16 protein-coding genes are annotated in these 18,103 nt (G+C 67.1%); 5 read left to right on the top strand and 11 right to left on the bottom strand.

The genetic code is table 11. The annotated features are described in order from the left end of the window. Nucleotides 1-33: 33 nt before the first annotated feature. Nucleotides 34-555, top strand: a complete 522-nt coding sequence (gene uraD / locus HHL15_RS10815; RefSeq protein ID WP_169145773.1) for a 2-oxo-4-hydroxy-4-carboxy-5-ureidoimidazoline decarboxylase — start codon at nt 34-36, stop codon at nt 553-555. Between the two features lie 153 nt (nt 556-708). On the opposite strand, the gene aldA is transcribed toward uraD, so the two are convergent. The 5 genes from aldA to HHL15_RS10840 form a co-directional block, all read right to left on the bottom strand. Then, nucleotides 709-2,148 (bottom strand): aldehyde dehydrogenase, encoded by a 1,440-nt coding sequence (gene aldA / locus HHL15_RS10820; protein ID WP_169145774.1) that lies wholly within the window; start codon nt 2,146-2,148, stop codon nt 709-711. Nucleotides 2,149-2,203: 55 nt separating this feature from the next. Beyond that, nucleotides 2,204-2,671: a DUF1097 domain-containing protein gene (locus HHL15_RS10825; protein WP_169145775.1), complete on the bottom strand. Its 468-nt coding sequence runs from the start codon at nt 2,669-2,671 to the stop codon at nt 2,204-2,206. A 62-nt stretch (nt 2,672-2,733) separates the two neighbouring features. After that, nucleotides 2,734-3,624: a transporter gene (locus tag HHL15_RS10830; protein WP_169145776.1), complete on the bottom strand. Its 891-nt coding sequence runs from the start codon at nt 3,622-3,624 to the stop codon at nt 2,734-2,736. A 103-nt stretch (nt 3,625-3,727) separates the two neighbouring features. Then, the gene (locus HHL15_RS10835) at nt 3,728-5,446 is read right to left on the bottom strand and encodes a methanol/ethanol family PQQ-dependent dehydrogenase (protein WP_169145777.1); all 1,719 of its coding nucleotides are present in this window, start codon (nt 5,444-5,446) and stop codon (nt 3,728-3,730) included. A 92-nt stretch (nt 5,447-5,538) separates the two neighbouring features. Then, a complete protein-coding gene (locus tag HHL15_RS10840; protein WP_206198714.1) occupies nt 5,539-5,979 on the bottom strand; it encodes a QcrA and Rieske domain-containing protein in 441 nt (146 codons plus the stop codon). Between the two features lie 606 nt (nt 5,980-6,585). Here HHL15_RS10840 and HHL15_RS10845 point away from each other — a divergent pair. Continuing rightward, complete coding sequence (locus HHL15_RS10845) at nt 6,586-8,541, top strand: sigma-54-dependent Fis family transcriptional regulator (RefSeq protein WP_169145779.1); 1,956 nt, start codon at nt 6,586-6,588, stop codon at nt 8,539-8,541. A 27-nt stretch (nt 8,542-8,568) separates the two neighbouring features. Here the strand turns inward: HHL15_RS10845 and HHL15_RS10850 are convergent, their stop codons facing one another. From HHL15_RS10850 to HHL15_RS10875, 6 genes are all read right to left on the bottom strand, one after another. Continuing rightward, entirely contained in the window at nt 8,569-9,576 is a 1,008-nt protein-coding gene (locus HHL15_RS10850; RefSeq protein WP_169145780.1) for a LysR substrate-binding domain-containing protein, read from the bottom strand. A gap of 161 nt (nt 9,577-9,737) precedes the next feature. Further along, nucleotides 9,738-11,969, bottom strand: coding sequence for a TonB-dependent receptor (locus HHL15_RS10855; RefSeq protein WP_206198715.1), 2,232 nt, complete (start codon nt 11,967-11,969; stop codon nt 9,738-9,740). 174 nt (nt 11,970-12,143) lie between these two features. After that, entirely contained in the window at nt 12,144-13,091 is a 948-nt protein-coding gene (gene lipA / locus HHL15_RS10860) for a lipoyl synthase (protein WP_169145781.1), read from the bottom strand. 18 nt (nt 13,092-13,109) lie between these two features. Beyond that, nucleotides 13,110-13,727, bottom strand: a complete 618-nt coding sequence (gene lipB / locus HHL15_RS10865; protein WP_169145782.1) for a lipoyl(octanoyl) transferase LipB — start codon at nt 13,725-13,727, stop codon at nt 13,110-13,112. Next, nucleotides 13,724-13,993 (bottom strand): YbeD family protein, encoded by a 270-nt coding sequence (locus HHL15_RS10870; protein WP_169145783.1) that lies wholly within the window; start codon nt 13,991-13,993, stop codon nt 13,724-13,726. Before HHL15_RS10870 ends, lipB begins: the two co-directional genes overlap by 4 nt. 11 nt (nt 13,994-14,004) lie before the next feature. After that, nucleotides 14,005-15,129, bottom strand: a complete 1,125-nt coding sequence (locus HHL15_RS10875; RefSeq protein WP_408065725.1) for a D-alanyl-D-alanine carboxypeptidase family protein — start codon at nt 15,127-15,129, stop codon at nt 14,005-14,007. A 184-nt stretch (nt 15,130-15,313) separates the two neighbouring features. Between HHL15_RS10875 and HHL15_RS10880 the strand changes: the two genes are divergently transcribed. From HHL15_RS10880 to HHL15_RS10890, 3 genes are all read left to right on the top strand, one after another. Further along, entirely contained in the window at nt 15,314-15,559 is a 246-nt protein-coding gene (locus HHL15_RS10880; RefSeq protein WP_169145784.1) for a hypothetical protein, read from the top strand. A gap of 98 nt (nt 15,560-15,657) precedes the next feature. Continuing rightward, nucleotides 15,658-16,890, top strand: a complete 1,233-nt coding sequence (locus tag HHL15_RS10885; protein WP_235943344.1) for a TolC family protein — start codon at nt 15,658-15,660, stop codon at nt 16,888-16,890. 14 nt (nt 16,891-16,904) lie between these two features. Continuing rightward, nucleotides 16,905-18,101 (top strand): efflux RND transporter periplasmic adaptor subunit, encoded by a 1,197-nt coding sequence (locus HHL15_RS10890; protein WP_169145785.1) that lies wholly within the window; start codon nt 16,905-16,907, stop codon nt 18,099-18,101. Nucleotides 18,102-18,103 lie beyond the last annotated feature (2 nt).

The following is an 18,103-nucleotide window of genomic DNA, read 5'->3' on the forward strand; positions in this document are numbered from 1 at the left end:
TCTTCCCGATTCCCAGGCCCGGAGAGCCCCTTCATGACGACCCCGACCCTCACCGCCGCCCGCCTGTCGCAGCTGGACCAGGCCGACTTCGTGGCGGCCCTCGACGGCATCTTCGAGCATTCCCCCTGGGTGGCCGAGCGCGCCTGGCCGCGCCGCCCCTTTGCCGACCGGGAGGCCCTGCTGGGGACCCTGGTCGGCACCATGCAGGCGGCGCCCCGCGCCGACCAGCTGGCCCTGATCCGGGCCCACCCGGAGCTGGCCGGCAAGGCCGCGGTGCGTGGCGAGCTGACCCGCGAGTCGACCCGGGAGCAGGCGGGGGCGGGCCTGGCGGCGTGCACGCAGGAGGAGTTCGAGTTGATCCAGGCCCTCAACGCGGCCTACAACGCCCGTTTCGGCTTCCCCTTCATCATTGCGGTGCGCGGTCTGGCACGGGCCGACATCATCGCGGCGATGCAGCGGCGGCTGGATAACCCGGACGAGGTGGAGTTTGCCGAGGCGTTGGCGCAGATCGCCCGCATCGCGGCGTTGCGCCTGGAGGAGCGGGTGGCGCCGTAGGGCTGGCGGAAAAAATCGGGGTGACCGGGCGCGAGGGAGGAAGGCTCGGCCACCCCGCGGCCACGCCCGGAGCAAGGCGGCCGCAAAACGACACGGAGAAGACAATCAAGTTTCGAGCGCTGGCGCGGGCTGTCACCCCCGCGCCCGGCGCGCTCAGCCGTGCTGCATATACACCACGTGGGTCTCGGTGTATTCGTAGAGGCCGTGCTTGCCGTCGGCACCGCCGATGCCGGACTTGCGGCGGCCGGCATGGAAGCCCTGCATGGCCTCGAAATGTTCCCGGTTCACATAGGTCTCGCCGAAGCGCAGGTCGCGGCAGGCGCGCATGGCGGCGTTGAGATCCTGGGTGAAGATGGACGAGGTGAGCCCGTACTCGGAGTCGTTGGCGAGGGCCACGGCTTCGTCCAGGCTGTCCACCACCTGGATCGGCAGCACCGGGCCGAAGATCTCCTTGCGCATGATCTCCATGTCGGCCCGGCAGTGGGTGATCACCGTCGGCTCGTAGTGGAAGCCGGTCGGCCGGTCGGCCTTGCGGCCGCCGAGGACGACTTCACCGCCCTCTTCACGGGCCCGGTCGACCATCGCCGCCACCTTGTCGAGGCCGATCTGGTTCACCAGCGGGCCCATGTTCAGGTCGGCTTCGGCCATCGGGTCGCCGTAGCGGGTGGCGGCCATCAGGGCCACCACCTTGGCGGTGAACTCGTCGGCCACGGCGCGTTCCACATAGACCCGCTCGGCGCAGTTGCAGACCTGCCCGGTGTTGATCACCCGGGAATCCACCACCGCCCTGGCGGCCAGGTCCAGGTTGGCGCTGGCGAGCACGATGGCCGGGGCCTTGCCGCCCAGTTCCAGGTTCACCCGGGTCAGGTTGCGGCCGGCGGCCTGCATGATGGTGGAGCCGGTTCCGACGCTGCCGGTGAAGCTGATCAGGCCGACCTCCGGATGGTTGCACAGGGCCGCACCCACATCCGCGCCGCGCCCGCCGACCAGGTTGAAGACACCGGCGGGTAGATCGGTTTCGGCCACCAGGCGGGCAAACTCGAAGGCGTTGATGGGGGTCTCCTCGCTCGGCTTGACGACGATGGTGTTGCCGGTGATGAGGGCCGGGGCCATCTTGCGAGCGATCAGGAAGAAGGGGAAGTTCCAGGGCAGGATGCCGACGGTGACGCCGATCGGGCGACGGGTCAGGAAGATGCTCTCGCCGGCCCGGTCGCTGGTCAGCACCTCGCCTTCGATGCGGCGCGCCCACTCGGCCATGTAGTCGATGTAGTCGGCGGTGAAGTCCACCTCGACCCGGGCCAGGCCGAGGATCTTGCCCTGTTCGCGGGTGATGATCTCGGCCAGGCGCTCCTTGTGCTGGCGGACCTTGGCGGCGATGGCGCGCAGGTGGCCGGCGCGCTGGATCGCCGGGGTGCGTTCCCAGGCCGGCTGGGCGCGGCGGGCGGCCTCCACGGCGGCATTCACTTCCTCCTCCGGGGCGGTGGGGATGCGCGCCAGCAGTTCGTGGGTGGCGGGGTTGTGCACATCGATGGCGGTGTCGGGGTCGGCGGGCGGGAAGCGGCCGTCGATGAAGTTCTGGTACAGGGTGGTCATGGCAGGTCTCCGTTCGGGGTGGGGGTGTTGGGAGGTCGGGGGCGTGGGGGGACGTTCAGGCGGGGCGGGCGAGTTTCTTGCCGACGCTCTCGGAGACGAAGCCGAAAGCCAGGCCGGCCACCCAGGTCAGGGCGACCAGGGCGATGCTGATGTCGATCTTGCCGCCCGAGCCGAAGAAGGACGCGGCGCCCAGGAAGGCCGCCGGGGTGTAGGACAGGGCGCCGATGTCGGCCATCGCCACCAGCACGAAGGCCAGTACGGCGACCAGGCCGATCAGCGGCACCAGTCCGCCGCCCAGGGCCTGCACGGCGGCCAGGGTGAGGGCGGTGAGGAGGATGCCGGCGATGCCGGCGGGCAGGGCCTTGCCCAAGCCTTCACTGCCGCCACCGGCGGCGAAGAAGGCGGCCCAGGCGACAAAGCCGATCCACGGGTTGAAGCCGAGGTCGGGGTTGCCGACGCTGAGATAGACCCAGGCGGCGACGAGCAGGGCGATGCTGAGGGCGAGGGCATGCAGGATCTTCATGGGAACACTCCTTTTCGCGGTATCGGGAAAGGCCGGCCGCCCGCGGGCAGCCGGCTGGGGGCTTACCAGACGTAGGCGTACTTGATGTTCAGGCTGTTGTTGGCGGCGTGGTTCTTGCCGTCGATGCTGGTGGAATAGCGCAGGCTGACTGACTGGTTGTCGAAGGTGTGGAACATCATCCCGACACCACCGTCGAGGGCCCGGGCGCTGGGCGTGGCGCCGCGGCTGGAGGTGCTCTCGTAGTCGAGGGCGATGAAGGGCTCGAGCAGGCCGCTGACCCGGTAGCCCAGGCGGTGGTTGGTGTGGAAGGTGTTGCCGGGGCGGCTGCCGTCGCTCTTCTCGCTCTGGAAGACCATGCCGGCATCGGCGGTCCAGCCCAGCTTGTCGGTGAGGCGCACGTCCCACAGGAAGCTGGAGAGGTTCTTCCAGTTGGTGTCGCTGACCCGGTTGTCGCCCACCGGCACCTGCAGGAAGGACTGGAAGCCGAAGGTCGAGGTGGGGGTCGGCTTCATCCAGATGGCGAAGCCGGTGAGCGGGTCGCCGACACCGCTGACGTGGCGGTCGGCGGCATTGGCGGCGTGCTGGTTGCGCACGCCGATCTCCGGCACGATGACCTCGTAGGCGAGGCCGATCTTCGGGTTGGACTCCGGCGTCCAGAAGCGCACGTACTTGGACATGCCGACGATGGTCTGGCTGCCGTTGCCCTTCACCTTGTCGCCGCTGGCGTTGAAGGTGTCCTTGTTGTTCTGCACGTAGGCGTACTGGACGAAGACGTTGAAGGGCTTGAAGTCCACCGGCAGCTCGTATTCGTGGGGGCCGATGACGTCGAAGGTAGTCTGGGCGAAGGCGGCAGGGGCAAGGCCGCCGGCCAGGCCGGCCACCAGCAGGACGGGGATCAGCCGCGAGGTGGGGCGCGGGGTGGAGCGAACCGCTGCGGCGCGATGGGTTTGCATGGAGTGTCTCCTTTTTCGTTTTTTGGGCGTGGCCTGCCCCGCCGCGCCGTCGGGATGACGGTGCGGGGCCTGCCGCGCGGGTGGGCTGAACCGGCTTTGGGGGCTACTTCTGGAGCTTGAACACGTGGATCGTGCCGCCCTGGGGGACGACGGTCTTGTGTTCGAGGACGGCGTCGAAGGCGCCCTGCATGCGTTGGGCATCCACGCCCCAGCCGGATTGAACGGCCACGTACTGCTCGCCATTCACCTCGAAGGACGAGGGCACGCCGGTGACGCCGGACGGGGTGGGGGTCTCCCACAGGACCTTGCCGCTTTTCGCGTCGAGGGCGCGGAACATGCGGTCGTTGGTACCGCCGCCGAAGACCAGGTTGCCGGCGGTGGTCATCAGCGGGCCCCAGTTCATCTCGGGGTAGGTGTGGGTCCACACCTTCTTGCCGGTCTTCAGGTCCCAGGCCTGTACTTCACCGATGTGCTTGCGGGACTTCTCGGTCATCCGCACGTTGGTCAGGATGTTGTCGAGGGACACGCCGATGAACAGGTTGCCGGCGTTGTACTTGACGGGTTCGCCGGTCAGCTCGGAGCACAGGTTGTTGTTGGCGGGGATGTAGAGCAGGCCGGTGCCGGGGTTGTAGGCTTCCGGCGGCCAGTCCTTGCCGCCCCACAGGGACGGACAGAAGTTGGTGGTCTTGCCGGTGCCGGGGACGCGCTTCGGGTCGTAGGTGGGGCGGCCGGTCTTCGGGTCGAGGCTGGTGAACACGTTCTGGGTCACGTAGGGCCAGGCATCCACGTAATTGACCTTGTCGCGGGTGCGCTCGAGCAACCACAGGTAGCCGTTGCGGCCGGCATGGACCAGGGATTTGACCTTCTTGCCCTTGTGCTCCACGTCGATCAGCAGCGGCGCGGAGACTTCGTCCCAGTCCCAGGCGTCGTTCCAGTGGTACTGGTGGTGGCCCTTGATCTTGCCGGTGTCCACATCGAGGGCGATCGTGGAGTTGGCGTAGAGGTTGTCGCCCGGGCGGGTGTCGGGCATCCACGGGCCGGCATTGCCGACGCCCCAGAAGGCCAGGCTGGTTTCCGAGTCGTAGGTGCCGGTGATCCACACCGAGCCGCCGCCCGTCTTGTAGGTCTCGCCGGGCCAGGTCTCGGCGCCTGCTTCGCCAGGGCCGGCGATGGTGTAGGTGCGCCAGGCCTCCTTGCCGGTCTGGGCGTCGAAGGCGGCGACAAAGCCGCGGATGCCCAGCTCGCCGCCCGACGAGCCCACCATGATCTTGCCCCGCGCGGCGAGGGGGGCGAGGGTCATGTAGTAGCCCTTCTTCCAGTCGGCCACGGCGACCTTCCACAGCTCTTTGCCGGTGGCGGCGTCGAGGGCCACCAGGAAGGCGTCGGTGGTGGCCAGGTAGAGCTTGTCGCCGTACAGGGCCACGCCACGGTTGGTGGGGTGCAGCTGCATCAGCTCGTCGGGGATGGTCTTCTTGTAGCGCCACAGCTCCTTGCCGGTGGAGGCTTCCAGGGCGATGACCTGGTTGTTGGGGGTGGTCACGTACATGTAGCCGTTGTTCACCATGGGCGGCGCCTGGTGCCCCTCGGTCATGCCGGTGGCGTAGGACCAGGCCGGCACCAGCTTGCCGACGTTCTGGCTGTTGATCTGCTTCAGCGGGCTGTAGCCCCAGCCTTCGTAGTTGCCCCGGTACATGAGCCAGTTGGCGGCTTCGGGTTTGGTCAGGCGGGCGTCGGTGACCGGGCTGTAGGCGGGCAGGGCGGCGCTGGCCAGCAGGGGCAGTGCAGCCAGGCTGGCGCACAGGGCCTTGAGTCGGGTTTGCATGTCTGGTGTCTCCATTATTGGTGTGGGTGAGCGGGTGCTGCAGACTTCAGGCGTGACGGGTGCTGCGGGAAATCGGGCGGACTCAGGCTGAATCAGGTGGACTTGGCGACCCCCGGGTTCGAAGTGAAGGGGCCGGCCACCACCAGCACGCCGTTCTCTTCCCGCAGGGGCAGGAGCGGCAGGGTGCGGGGGGCGGGGCCGGCCACCACTTCGCCGGCCCGGCCCGGGGAGAACTTGGAGAAGTGGCAGTAGCACATCAGGGTCTTGTCCTTGGCGACCCATTCGGAGACTTCGCAGCCCTGGTGGGTGCACACCGCGGAATAGGCGAGGACACCGCCGGCGGCGTAGGGCCGGGTCTCCTCGGTCAGGTCGCCGGGCGCGACGCGGATCAGGATCACCTTGTTGAGCCGCGAGCCGCTGCGCACTTCGCCACTGGCGGGCTCCAGCGGAAAGGCGGGCAGGGGCTTGGTGTCGGGGAGGATCTCGGTGCTGCGCAGTGGAACCGGATTGCCCTCGCTGTCGCTACGGACCAATTGGTCGCCTGCTTTTGGCCGGGAATTGGACGGGCCTTCGGCCAAGGCGGCTTTTCCTATTCCGAGCCCCGCACAGAGAAGGAGCGCAGAGCTGGCTCGGAGTGCATCTCTCCTCTCGGGCGAGGAGGGGCTTTCGACGGGGTGGCTGTGATCAGGGTGGTGTGGAGTCTTATTCATTTCCTGTCCTGCTTTCTGGTTTGTGGCCAGGCTGATTAGGCAAGGCCTGTGCCATTGGCAGGGCGGAAAGGAAATTATGGATTTGAGTTTTTATTTATGTGTTTTTATTCATTGGCTTGGGTTTGTTTTTTATTTATTTGAATTCTGCCTTGATGGAATATGGGTTTTTATCATGGCGCCGTTTTCGGGGGGTGTGCACTACAGGTGTAGCGCTGCATGGATCAGTTGTCGTGTAACGCCTGTGCAATTTGATTTCTATTTTCATGATGTTGCATCGCAGTATTTTCCATAATTGAAGGCAGGTGGTTTTTTATTCGCCGATCTATTTACCGTGCGCTATGATTCACCCACAAAGAAGCGTGCTCCCGGGTGACCAAAGCGCCTGCAGGAAGGCCGCAGCATGAGTGTGGAGACGAAGAGGAGCTGGATATGCGGGACAGACGTGGAGACGTCCTGGCCGGGGGCGTGGTGCCCGGTGGGGCCTTGAGCCTGCTCGGGAACGAGGAGCGCCTGCGGGAGTCGTGGCGGAGATCGGAGGAGACCTATCGCATCGATCCCTCCACCCGGGCCGGTGCGCGGGTGCTGACGGCATCCGAGTTCCGCGAGCTGCGTGACCGCCTGTCGTCCTTCCTGCGCATCGCCCAGCTCGGTGTGTCGCGCCTGCATGAGCAGGTGCGCGACTCGGGTTATTGCGTGCTGCTGACCAACGGCCACGGGGCGACCATCGACTTCCGGGGCAGCCCGAGCCTGGACGAGGACTTCCGCCGCCGTGGCTTCCTGGTCGGGGCGTGCTGGTCGGAGGTCGAGGAAGGTACCTGCGGGGTCGGTACGGCCATCGTGGACCGGGCGCCCATCCTGGTGCACCGGGCCGAGCATTTCCGCAGCCACAATAGTGGCATCACCTGCAGCGCCGCACCGGTTTTCGGGCCTGGCGACGAGCTGGTCGGGGTGCTCAATGCATCGGCCTTCGCCGCGCCGGAGAACCGCAACAGCCAGGCGGTGGTGTACCGGCTGGTTCAGCAGAATGCGCTGGCCATCGAGAACGCCCTGTTCGTCGAGGGCTACAAGTCGGCGTGGACCCTCTCGATCAGCGCACCCGGCGACAGCTGGAGCCTGGGCGAGGTGCACTACCTGGCCTTCGATGACGGGGGCCGCATCGTGGCCGCCAGCCGCCGCCTGCGGGTCGGCCTGTTTGCCGGCGCCAGCCTGCCGTCCCGGCGCCTCGAGGATTTCTTCGACCTGTCGGCCAGTGAGCTGGTGCGGCGTGCCCATGAGCGGCCGGGGGCGCCGATTGCCCTGCGCTGCCTGGCCAACGGACTGCTCTTCGAAGCCCAGCTGCGGGCGCCGGTGCGGGAGGCCGCGCCGTGCTCGACCCTGTCGGTGAAGCGTGGTTTCGATGCGCTGGCCGCCCGAGATCCCCGGGTGCTGGAGAGCATCGAGCGGGTCAAGCGGGTGGTGGATCGCAAGCTCACCATCCTGCTGCTGGGGGAGACCGGGTCCGGCAAGGAGGCGTTCGCCAAGGCCATCCACGGCCACAGCCAGCGCCGTGACAAGCCCTTCGTGGCGCTCAACTGCGCGGCCATTCCGGAGACCCTGATCGAGAGCGAGCTGTTCGGTTACAAGGAGGGCGCGTTCACCGGGGCCAAGGCCAGGGGGGCCAAGGGCAAGGTGCAGCAGTCGAACGGCGGCACCCTGTTCCTCGACGAGATTGGCGACATGCCCCTGGCCCTGCAGACCCGCCTGTTGCGGGTGCTGGCGGAGGGCGAGGTGGTGGCCCTGGGGGCGTCCGAGCCCGAGAAGGTCGATCTCAACGTGATCTGTGCCACCCACCGCGATCTGGCCTCGATGGTGCGCAGCGGGCAGTTCCGCGAGGATCTGTTCTACCGCCTCAATGCGGCGGTGTTCCGCCTGCCGCCCCTGCGGGAGCGCAGTGACCGCTGCGAGGTGATCCGCCAGGTGCTGGAGGAGGAGATGGTCACCGCCGGGCGGCGCCTGGTGCTGCCCGACGCGGTGCTGGAGCGTCTGGCCGGCTATCCCTGGCCGGGCAATATCCGTGAGCTGCGCAACGCGCTGCGCTTCGCCGTGGCGGTGTGCGACGACGAAACGCTGGCGCTGGAACACTTTCCCGAGTCGGTCACCGATCCGCTGGCCATGCCGGTGGCGCTTTCACCCACGGTGTTCGCGCTGCCCCCGCCTGTGCTGCCGGCCGGGGACGAGCGGGAGCACATGCTGCACGTGCTGCGCCAGTGCCACTGGAACATCTCGGCGGCGGCGGCCCATATCGGTGTCTCCCGCTCGACCCTCTACCGGCGCATGCAGCGCCAGGGCATCGTGGCGCCGAATGCGGCCGATGTACTGAGCGCACAGGGGCAAGTGCACCACTGATGCCGGGGTGTCGCGGCGGGAGTCTCTTCAGGCGGCAAATGCCGGGGCCGGCGCGAGGCCGGCCGGGCTGCGGGCGCTGTCCTGGGAGGCTTCCCGGGTGCGCTGCAGGGCGGGCGAGTTGCGCGCCACCGTGGTGATCTGCTCGCGGAACCAGCGGCATTCCTCTTCGTAATGGCTGCGGTCGTGCCACAGCAGGTAGAAGCTCATCTTCGGGAAGTCGATGGGGGCCTCGGCCACCGACAGGGGCATCATCCGCGCACAGTGCTCGGCAAAGATGCGCGGGCTGGAGAAGAGCATGTCGGTTTCCAGCAGCAGGTAGGGCACCAGGCCGAAGTAGGGCACATAGGCCACCACGTTGCGCTTCATGCGTTCCCGCGCCAGGTGCAGGTCGATCACGCCGCGCTGGCCGACTGCATAGGGGGTGGGGACGAGGTGCTCGGCGGACAGGTATTCGTCAGTGGTCAGGGTGCGGCCGGCCAGGGGGTGGCTGTTGCGCATCAGGCACACCACCTCGTCGTCGAACAGCGGGGCCATGCGCAGGTTTTCCGGCGGCTGCGGCCAGTTGCCGATGACCACGTCGAGCTCGCCGTTCTCGAGGGCGCGGGCGTAGTCGTAGTCGGGCCCGAGGGAGTGGAAGGCGACCTGGGAGTGAGGCGCCAGCCTGCGCAGGCGGGCCACGATCTCGCCCAGCAGCACGGCATTGAGGTAGTCGGGGGTGGCGATGTTGAAGACCCGGCGGGAGCTGGCCGCATCAAACTTCACCTGGCGTACGGCAATGGCTTCGATCTGTTGCAGGGCGATCTTGACCGGCTCGAGCAGGCCGGCCCCCCTTTCGGTGGGGGTCATGCCGTTGCGGCTGCGTACCAGCAGCTGGTCACCGGTGATGTCGCGCAGGCGGCGCAGGGCGGTGCTGACGGCCGGCTGCGACTGGTTGAGGCGGCGCGCCGCCTTGCTCACGCTGCATTCGGTGAGCAGGGCGTGGAGTACGCGCAGCAGGTGGACATCCATGGAATCCCAGGTGCAATTCGCGGCCATGTTGGTGCTCCTTGAACGATATCCCTGTTGCGCTGCAAAAATCGTTCCAAGTACCCGGAATGGCCGGAAAAGCGGGTTTGCCCTGCCAAACCGGCAGATGGGAGAGCCGATCTGGTGCGCGCCTGGCACGCGGGCACCGGCGGAGTGCGCCGGCGCCCGCGTCAGAAGCGGACGGTGAGCCCCGCGTAGAGCGAACGCCCCATGCCGGGTACGGCGATGCCGTAGGGCGCGCCGGTGCCGTTGAGCGACATGGTGCTGCCCTGCCCGATGTAGGCGCCGCCCAGGGGCAGGGCGTAGTGCTTGTTGAAGAGGTTCTCGATGCCCACGTCGATCCGGAAGCGCTGTTGGTCATAGCTGCTGCGCAGGTTGAGGAGGCCGTAGCCGGCGGTGCGGATCTCGTTGCGCACGTCGGATACGGCGTGCTTGGCCGCCACGAAGAAGCCCTCGATGCCATGAGTCCAGGCGCCGGCCTGCTGCTCCAGCATGAGGCGGGCGTTGAGCGGCATGATGTTGTAGAGCCCGTCGTCGCTGCGGGTGTCCTTGCCCTTCACGTAGCCGACGACGGCCTTGCCGAGCAGGCGGCCGAGGCCTTCGGAGGCATGCAGCAGGGCGTGGCCGGATACGTCGACGCCGTAGAGCCGCGCGTCGGTATTGGCCACCTTCAGGGCGTTGAAGCGGCCGGGCGTGCAGCTGCCGAGGCAGCGGGCATTGATGTAGTCGTCCACCAAGGAATAGTAGGGGGCGATCCGCATTGCCCAGGCCTGCTCGGCCGCATCGTGGAAATCTGCGGCGAGGCTGAGTGTGTGGGCCACCTCGGGCTTGAGGCCGACGTCGCCCACGTAGCCGTTGCCGTCGTTCACCCAGTTGTTCATGGCCACGGCCATGCCGTTGGTGGACCAGGTGTAGCGCTCGTACAGGCTGGGGGAGCGGGTCTTGCGGGAATAGCCGGCCTCGAAGGTTTGCCCGGCGTCGGGCGTGAAGCGCGCCAGAAGGGTGGCGTCCAGGTTGTGGTCGGTCACGCGGCGCCCGGCGGCGTTGAAGCGGGCGGCATCGTTGCCGTACATCATCGCCATGCTGTTGTAGCCCTGTACGCTGCCGGCATCCGTACGGACGGTGCCGCCGCGCAGGCCGGCCAGGGTGAGCCAGCGGGGCGACCAGGCGGCTTCCCATTCGGCGAACAGTTCGTTGCGGTCGCGCCGCCCGTTGCGGATGTTCCAGAAGGTGTCGGGCGACATCATCATCGAGTTGGCCACTGGCGCCCACTGGTCGTCGAGACGGTAGCGCTGCAGGTCGGCGCCAAGGCGCAGGGTGTCCCGCTCGTTGGGCATCAGCTCCACCTTCAGGCGGGCGCCGGTGTTGCGGCCGTGGGTGTCCATGGGCATGCCCGCCACGTTGCGGGCGGCGCCATACCAGTAGAGCTTGTCATCGCCGAAGTCCATCTTGTGGCGGGTGCTCTCGTGGTAGAGCCGGCCTTCTATGCCGCCCCAGCCGAAGCGCCCCTGGTAGCCCAGGTTCACCCGGCTGCTGCGGTTGTCGGTCATGTCCATGTGCTGGTTGGGGAAACCCTGGTAGGGGATGTGCTGGGTGGCGATCTCCAGGCCGAGCTGGTGTTGCTCATGGCGGAAGGCGAGGTCCAGGGCGTGGTTGTCGGTGCGATAGGCGGTGGAGGCGACCTCGTCGCCGGCGATCCAGTGGGGGCCGGACACGCTGTTGGTGGCCGTGGTGCCGGCCTTGAAGGCCTTCGCCGAGCGGTAGTTGCGGGCCTGGGCGGTGGAGCCGGTATAGCGGGCAGCGAGGCTTTCGCCGGCCCAGTCGGCGCTGATGCGGGCGCCGTGGGCGTCGCCGTTGGAGCGGTAGAACACGCCGGCCTCGCCGCTGCTGAGGGGGCCTTCGCCCGGAGCGGCGAAACGTGGCGACCGCGAGCGGGCCACGACGGTGCCGCCGATGCTGTCGCCGCCCAGGCTGACCGGTGTGGCGCCGCTGTATACCTGGATGTTTTCCAGGCGGCTGGGGTCGAGGTAGGACAGGGGCGGGTTCATGTGATTGCCGCAGGCCGAGATGAGGTCCATGCCGTCGACCTGGATGCGGTTGCGGTCGTCGGCGAAGCCGCGGATCACCGGCAGGCTTGAGACACCGCCGGCGCTGGAGAGGGCCACGCCGGGGAGTTCGCCCAGCAGGGCCGCCGTGTCGGCGGTGGTGGCGCGCAGGCCGGCCAGGCGGCTACGGTCGGGGCTTGAAGCGGTGGGGAGGGGCTTGATCCGCGGGGCTGTGACGGCCACGTCCGGCAATTCGGGGGCTTGCTCTTCAGCCCGGGCCGCGGGCGCGGCAAGGAGGGGGAAGGCGGCTGCGAGCATCACGGCGAGCGTGGCCGGCCTGGGACGGATTGAATGCATCGGGACTTCCTGCGCGGGGTGGCAAAGCGCGGATTGTCCGTGGGTCGGGCAATGGCCCGCGCGTGGCAAAACGTCGCGGGGTGGGGCTTAGGGGGAGGCCGGCCCGTGAACGTGCGAAGGCCGGATGCCGCGGGCTGCGGACATCCGGCCTTCGGTGATGCAGGGGCGGCCGGCTTACACGACCCCGGCGCCGTGGGCCTGCTGGTCAGCCCAGTAGCTGGAGCGCACCATGGGTCCGCAGGCGGCGTTCTTGAAGCCCATCTTCAGCGCTTCGGTCTCGAACATCTTGAAGGTGTCGGGATGGACGTAGCGCAGCACCGGCAGGTGGCCGCCGGAGGGTTGCAGGTACTGGCCGATGGTGAGCATGTCCACGTTGTGGGCACGCATGTCGCGCATCACCTCGAGGATCTCGTCATCGGTCTCGCCGAGGCCGACCATCAGGCCGGACTTGGTGTTGACCTCCGGGTGGCGGGCCTTGAACTGCTTCAGCAGCTCGAGGGAGTAAGCGTAGTCGGAACCCGGACGGGCCTGCTTGTAGAGGCGCGGCACGGTTTCCAGGTTGTGGTTCATGACGTCCGGCGGAGCCTGGTCGAAGATGTCCAGGGCGATCTCCATGCGGCCGCGGAAGTCGGGCACCAGCACCTCGATGGTGGTCTTGGGGCTGGCCTCGCGGGTGGCGCTGATGCACTGCACGAAGTGGTCGGCGCCGCCGTCGCGCAGGTCGTCCCGGTCCACGCTGGTGATCACCACGTAGTTGAGGCGCATCGCGGCAATGGTCTTGGCCAGGTTGGCCGGTTCGTCGGCGTCCAGCGCCTCGGGGCGGCCGTGGCCCACGTCGCAGAACGGGCAGCGGCGGGTGCAGATGTCACCCATGATCATGAAGGTGGCCGTGCCCTTGCCGAAGCACTCGTGGATGTTCGGGCAGGAGGCTTCCTCGCAGACCGTGTGCAGCTTGTGCTCGCGCAGCGTGTCCTTGATCTCGTTGAAGCGTTCGACCTCGGCGCCGGCGCCCAGCTTGATGCGGATCCAGTCGGGCTTCTTGAGGCGTTCGGCGGGAACGATCTTGATGGGGATGCGGGCGGTCTTGGCGGCGCCGCGCTGCTTGCGGCTCTCGGAATCCATGGGGCGGTTGTCCTTTGGTCAGGCAGTGGGGGGGACGTCGGGAAAATGTCGCCGGAGGTGACCGAGAAGCCGCTCGGCGACTTCGTCGGGTGCCTCGGTCACACCGAAGTCCTTGAGTTGTATGGTCTTGAGCCCACTATAGCCGCAAGGATTGATCCACGTAAATGGTGTGAGATCCATATCGACATTGAGGGACAGGCCGTGGTAGGTGCAGCCGTTCCTGACCCGCAGGCCGAGGGCTGCCACCTTCTCGCCGGCAATATAAACCCCCGGGGCACCGTCCTTGCGCTCGGCCGTCAGGCCGTAGTCGGCGATGCAGTCGATCAGGGACTGTTCCAGCAGATTGACCATTTCGCGCACCTTGAGGTGGCGCCGGTGCAGGTCGAGGAGCAGGTAGGCCACCACTTGGCCGGGACCGTGGTAGGTGATCTGGCCGCCCCGGTCGATCTTGACCATGGGGATCTCGGTGGCCTGCAGCAGGTGTTCCGGCTTGCCCGCCTGGCCGAGGGTGTAGACCGGCGGGTGCTGGACCAGCCACAGTTCGTCCTCGGTGCTGGCGTCGCGGCTGGAGGTGAATTCCTGCATGGCCCGCCAGGTGGGCTCGTAGGGCACCAGGCCCGGGCGTCGGACGATCACAGGACGACCTTGACCATCGGGTGGGAAGACAGCTCCCGGTACAGGGCGTCGAGCTGGGCCTGGGAGGTGGCGTTGAGGGTGCAGGTGATGGCCAGGTAGTTGCCCTTGGTGGAGGGCCGCATCTGCATGGCCCCGGCGTCGAAGTCCGGGGCGTGGCGCAGCACCACCTCGAGCACCGTCTGGGCAAAGCCATCCACCCGCGCGCCCATGATCTTGATGGGGAATTCGCAGGGGAATTCGAGCAGGGTGGTGCGTTCTTCAGTCATCGGCGTCTCGCTCAAAGGTTCTTGAACCACAGACGGATGGCGTCCCACAGGCGGCCGAACCAGCCGGCCTCGGGGACTTCCTCGAGGGCGACCAGGGGGTATTCGCCGACCGGCTTGCCGTCCAGGCTGAGCTGCAGGGTGCCGATGGCCTGGCCCTTGGCCACCGGCGCCATCAGGGGTTGCTGGCTGACCACGTTGGCCTTCAGCTTGTCCCCGTCACCCTTCGGCAGGGACAGCACGAAATCGTTCAGGAAGCCGGCTTTGACCATGTTCTCCTGGCCCTTCCAGATGCGGAACTCCTGCACGGCCTGGTTGGCGGTGTATACCTTGACGGTGTCGAAGGCCAGGTAGCCCCAGTTGAGCAGCTTCTGGGATTCCTGGGCGCGCACGCCGTCGCTGGTGGTGCCGACCACCACCGAGATCAGGCGGCGCTCGTTGCGCTTGGCGGAGGCGATCAGGCAGTAGCCGGCGCTATCGGTGTGGCCGGTCTTGACGCCGTCGACGGTGGGGTCGATGTAGAGCAGGCGGTTGCGGTTGGGCTGCTTGATCTTGTTGTAGGTGTATTCCTTGATGGAATAGATCGGATAGAACTCGGGAAAGTCGCGGATGATGGCGGTGGCCAGCGTGGCCAGGTCACGCACCGAGGCCAGGTGCGAGGGGTGGGGAAGGCCGGTGGAGTTCTCGAAGTGGGTGTTCTTGAGGCCGAGGCGGGCGGCCTCCTTGTTCATCAGCTGCACGAAGTTCTCTTCGGAGCCGGCGATCACTTCCGCCAGGGCGACGCAGGCGTCGTTGCCGGACTGGATGATCATGCCGTGGATCAGCTCCTTCACGGTGACTGGCATGTTCGGCTCGATGAACATCTTGGAGCCGGGGACTTTCCAGGCCCGTTCGGACACCGGGACGACCTGGTCGAGGGCAATGGTCTTGTTCTTGACGGCGGCAAAGCTGAGGTAGGCCGTCATGAGCTTGGTCAGTGAGGCCGGCTCGATCCGCTCGTCGGGCTTCTCTGCGGTGAGGGTCTGGCCGGAGCCCACGTCGAGGAGCAACCAAGCCTTGGCCGCGACCGTCGGCGGGGTCATCTGGGCGAAGGCGAGGGCCGGAAGGACCAGCAGGAGCAGGATGATGCGACGCAACATGATGAGAAGGGAAAACGAAAAAAGTGCGATTATAGTCACGCCCACGTCTCGTCGCTCCCACGTAATCGTAAGCGGATGCGGAACTTTGATGGCCCCACTCCGGTCTTTTGTTGCAATGCAATCCCTGCGTCGACTCCTCTCCCTGTTGATGGCCTGCCTTGTCCTGTTCTGGGCAGGCACCTCCATGGCTGACGACAACGTGGAGGCCGCCGCCGAGTTGGCTGACATGGCCGAACAGGTCCAGCAGCTGTCCCCCGTCCTTGATGCAAGCATGGATCTGGATTGTCCGGATCCGCTGGATTGCCCTGCCCTGGCCTGCGAGATACGTGGGCAGGTCCGCTTTCTGCTTGAAGATCCTCCAGGCCATGTGCTTTGCCACTGGTTTTCGGTGACACCCCGGCAAATATCGCCACCTCCACGTCTGGGTTGACCTTGCCCCCGGACAAGGGGCTGTTCGCCGACGGGTTGTTCGCGCCTGTTGCTTTTTGTTGTCATCGGCAGTGCCCTCCCGGGTACTGAAGGATCTTTATGTCAATCAGATTTTGTGCGGCCCTCGCCTTTGTGGCGATGGCGCAATCAGCCCTGGCCGCTGCGCCGGCGGCCGAGCCCTACAAGCTTCAGGCCCTGCGTGATGCGGCCCGGGCCACTCATCCCTCGCTGCAGGCTGCCCGCGCCATGGTGGACGCGGGCCGGGCCCAGATCGTCACCGCGGGCGCCTATCCCAATCCGGAAGTCGAGTTCCTGGCCGGCCGGACCCAGGCGCGCGTGCCGGGTGCCGCAACGGGCGCTTCGCAGACCCTCGAGATCACGCAGCGCATCGATAACCCGTGGCAGCGCGAGGCACGCGTCGGTGCGGCGGGCTACGGGCTGGAAGCCCGTCAGGCCGAGGGCCGTGTTTTCGAGGTGGATCTGCTGGCGCGTCTCGACCAGCGTTTCTTCGAATTGCTGCGTCGCCAGGCCGAGCAGCGGGCTGCCCGCGAAGACCTGAGCCTGGCCGAGCAGATCCGCGCGCGGGTCGCCGTCCGCGTGCAGACTGGTGAAGCACCCCGTTATGAGCTGATCAAGGCCGACACAGAGCTGCTCAACGCCCAGAAGACGGCCGAGAGCGCCGGCTTGCGGGTGGCCCAGGCCAAGGCGCTGCTGCGCAGCATGGTGGGCCCGGGCTTGCCGGTGGACTTCGAGGTGGATGGATCACTGGCCGCCGGCCCGGCGGTTCCGGGCCTCGAGGCCCTGCGTGAGGAGGTGCTGGCGCGCAACCCGGAGCTGGCCCGGGCCCGTGCGGAAGTGCGCCGGGCTGAGACCCAGCTGGAGCTGGAGCGGCTGCGCCGCCATCCGGAGGTAGCCCTGAAGGTGGCCGAGGATCGTGACGTGGAGACCCGCAACAGCCGCATCGGTGTGTTTGCGGTGGTGCCGCTGTGGGATCGGCGGACCGGGCCGGTGGCCGAGGCGGGGGCCCTGCTGGGCAAGTCGCGCAGCGACCGCGACAACCAGGAGCTGCTGCTGCTGCAGGCCCTGGAAACGGCCTATCGCCATTACGAGATTGCCCGCAACCAGGTGAACGCGCTGGAGAACGGCATCCTGCGCGAGGCCGAGGCAGCCCTCAAGGTGGCAGAGGCGGCTTACCGTTTCGGTGAGCGCGGCATCCTCGACTACCTCGACGCCCAGCGCGTGTTCCGCTTTGCCCGCAATGAACTCATCTCCGCCCGCTACGAACTGCAGCTGGCCGTCATCGAAATCGAGCGCCTGCGCGCTGCCCAATGATCCGGATCCCAACCATGAAGCTCAGACCGATTAACCTGGCCATCCTGCTGGCCGCCCTCGTCCTCGGTGGCTGCAAGGAAGCGTCCAGCCCCGCAACAAAGGCAGGCGACAACGCCACTGCGACGACCCTCAGCGAGGGGACGGGGGCCGAAATCAAGGTCTCCCCGCCCGATCCCGCACTGGTCACCGTTCCGCCCGCTTTTGGTGCGGAAATCAAGGTGATGCCCGCTGGACAGACCCAGATATCCGACACCCTGCGGGTGGCCGGCAAGGTGGACTTCGACCAGACCCGGGTGACCCGTATCGGTGCCACGGTGACCGGCCGGGTCATCGAGATCCAGGCACACTTGGGCCAGCAGGTGAAGGTGGGTGATTCCCTGGCGGTGATCAACAGCACCGAGCTGGGCGAGGCCCAGCTCACTTACCTGAAAGCCCGGGCCCACGCCGATCTGCAGGCCCGCAGCGTCGAGCGGGCGCGCCAGCTCTTCGCCGCCGACGTGATCGGCAAGGCCGAGTTGCAGCGGCGCGAGAGCGAGCTTTCCATCGCTTCCGCCGAGCAGCGTGGGGCTGCCGATCAGTTGCGTGTGCTGGGCATGTCTTCCGCCGCGATTAACAAGCTGGGGGTGACAGGGGCCATCAACTCGGTGACCTCGGTGGCTTCGACCATGGCTGGAACCGTGGTGGAGCGCCAGGTGGCCCAGGGCCAGGTCGTGCAGCCCGCTGACGCCCTCTACGTGGTGGCCGACCTGTCCCGGGTATGGGTCACTGCCGAGGTGCCGGAGCAGCAGGCCGCTCTGGTCAAGGCAGGGCAGACAGTAGACATCGAGGTGCCGGCGCTGGGTTCGAGCCTGTCTGGCAAGCTGATCTTCGTGGCCGATACGGTGAATCCCGAAACCCGCACGATCGCAGTACGAAGTGTGGTGGATAACGCCAACCGCCAGCTCAAGCCAGCCATGCTGGCCACCATGCTGATCCAGGCCGCGCCGGTGCAACGGGTGGTCATTCCCGCCGAGGCGGTGGTGCGCGATTCCGATGCCGACAATGTCTTCGTTGAAGTAGCGGCCCAGCAGTTCCGCCTGACGCCGGTGCGTCTGGGGCCGGACATGGACGGCAAGCGGGCGGTTTTGTCCGGGCTCAAGCCGGAGCAGCGCATTCTCGTGTCGGGGGCTTTCCACCTGAACAACGAGCGCAAGCGCAAGGAACTGGAATAAGG

This window comes from Zoogloea dura, from assembly GCF_012927165.1.
GTDB classification, from domain to species: domain Bacteria; phylum Pseudomonadota; class Gammaproteobacteria; order Burkholderiales; family Rhodocyclaceae; genus Zoogloea; species Zoogloea dura.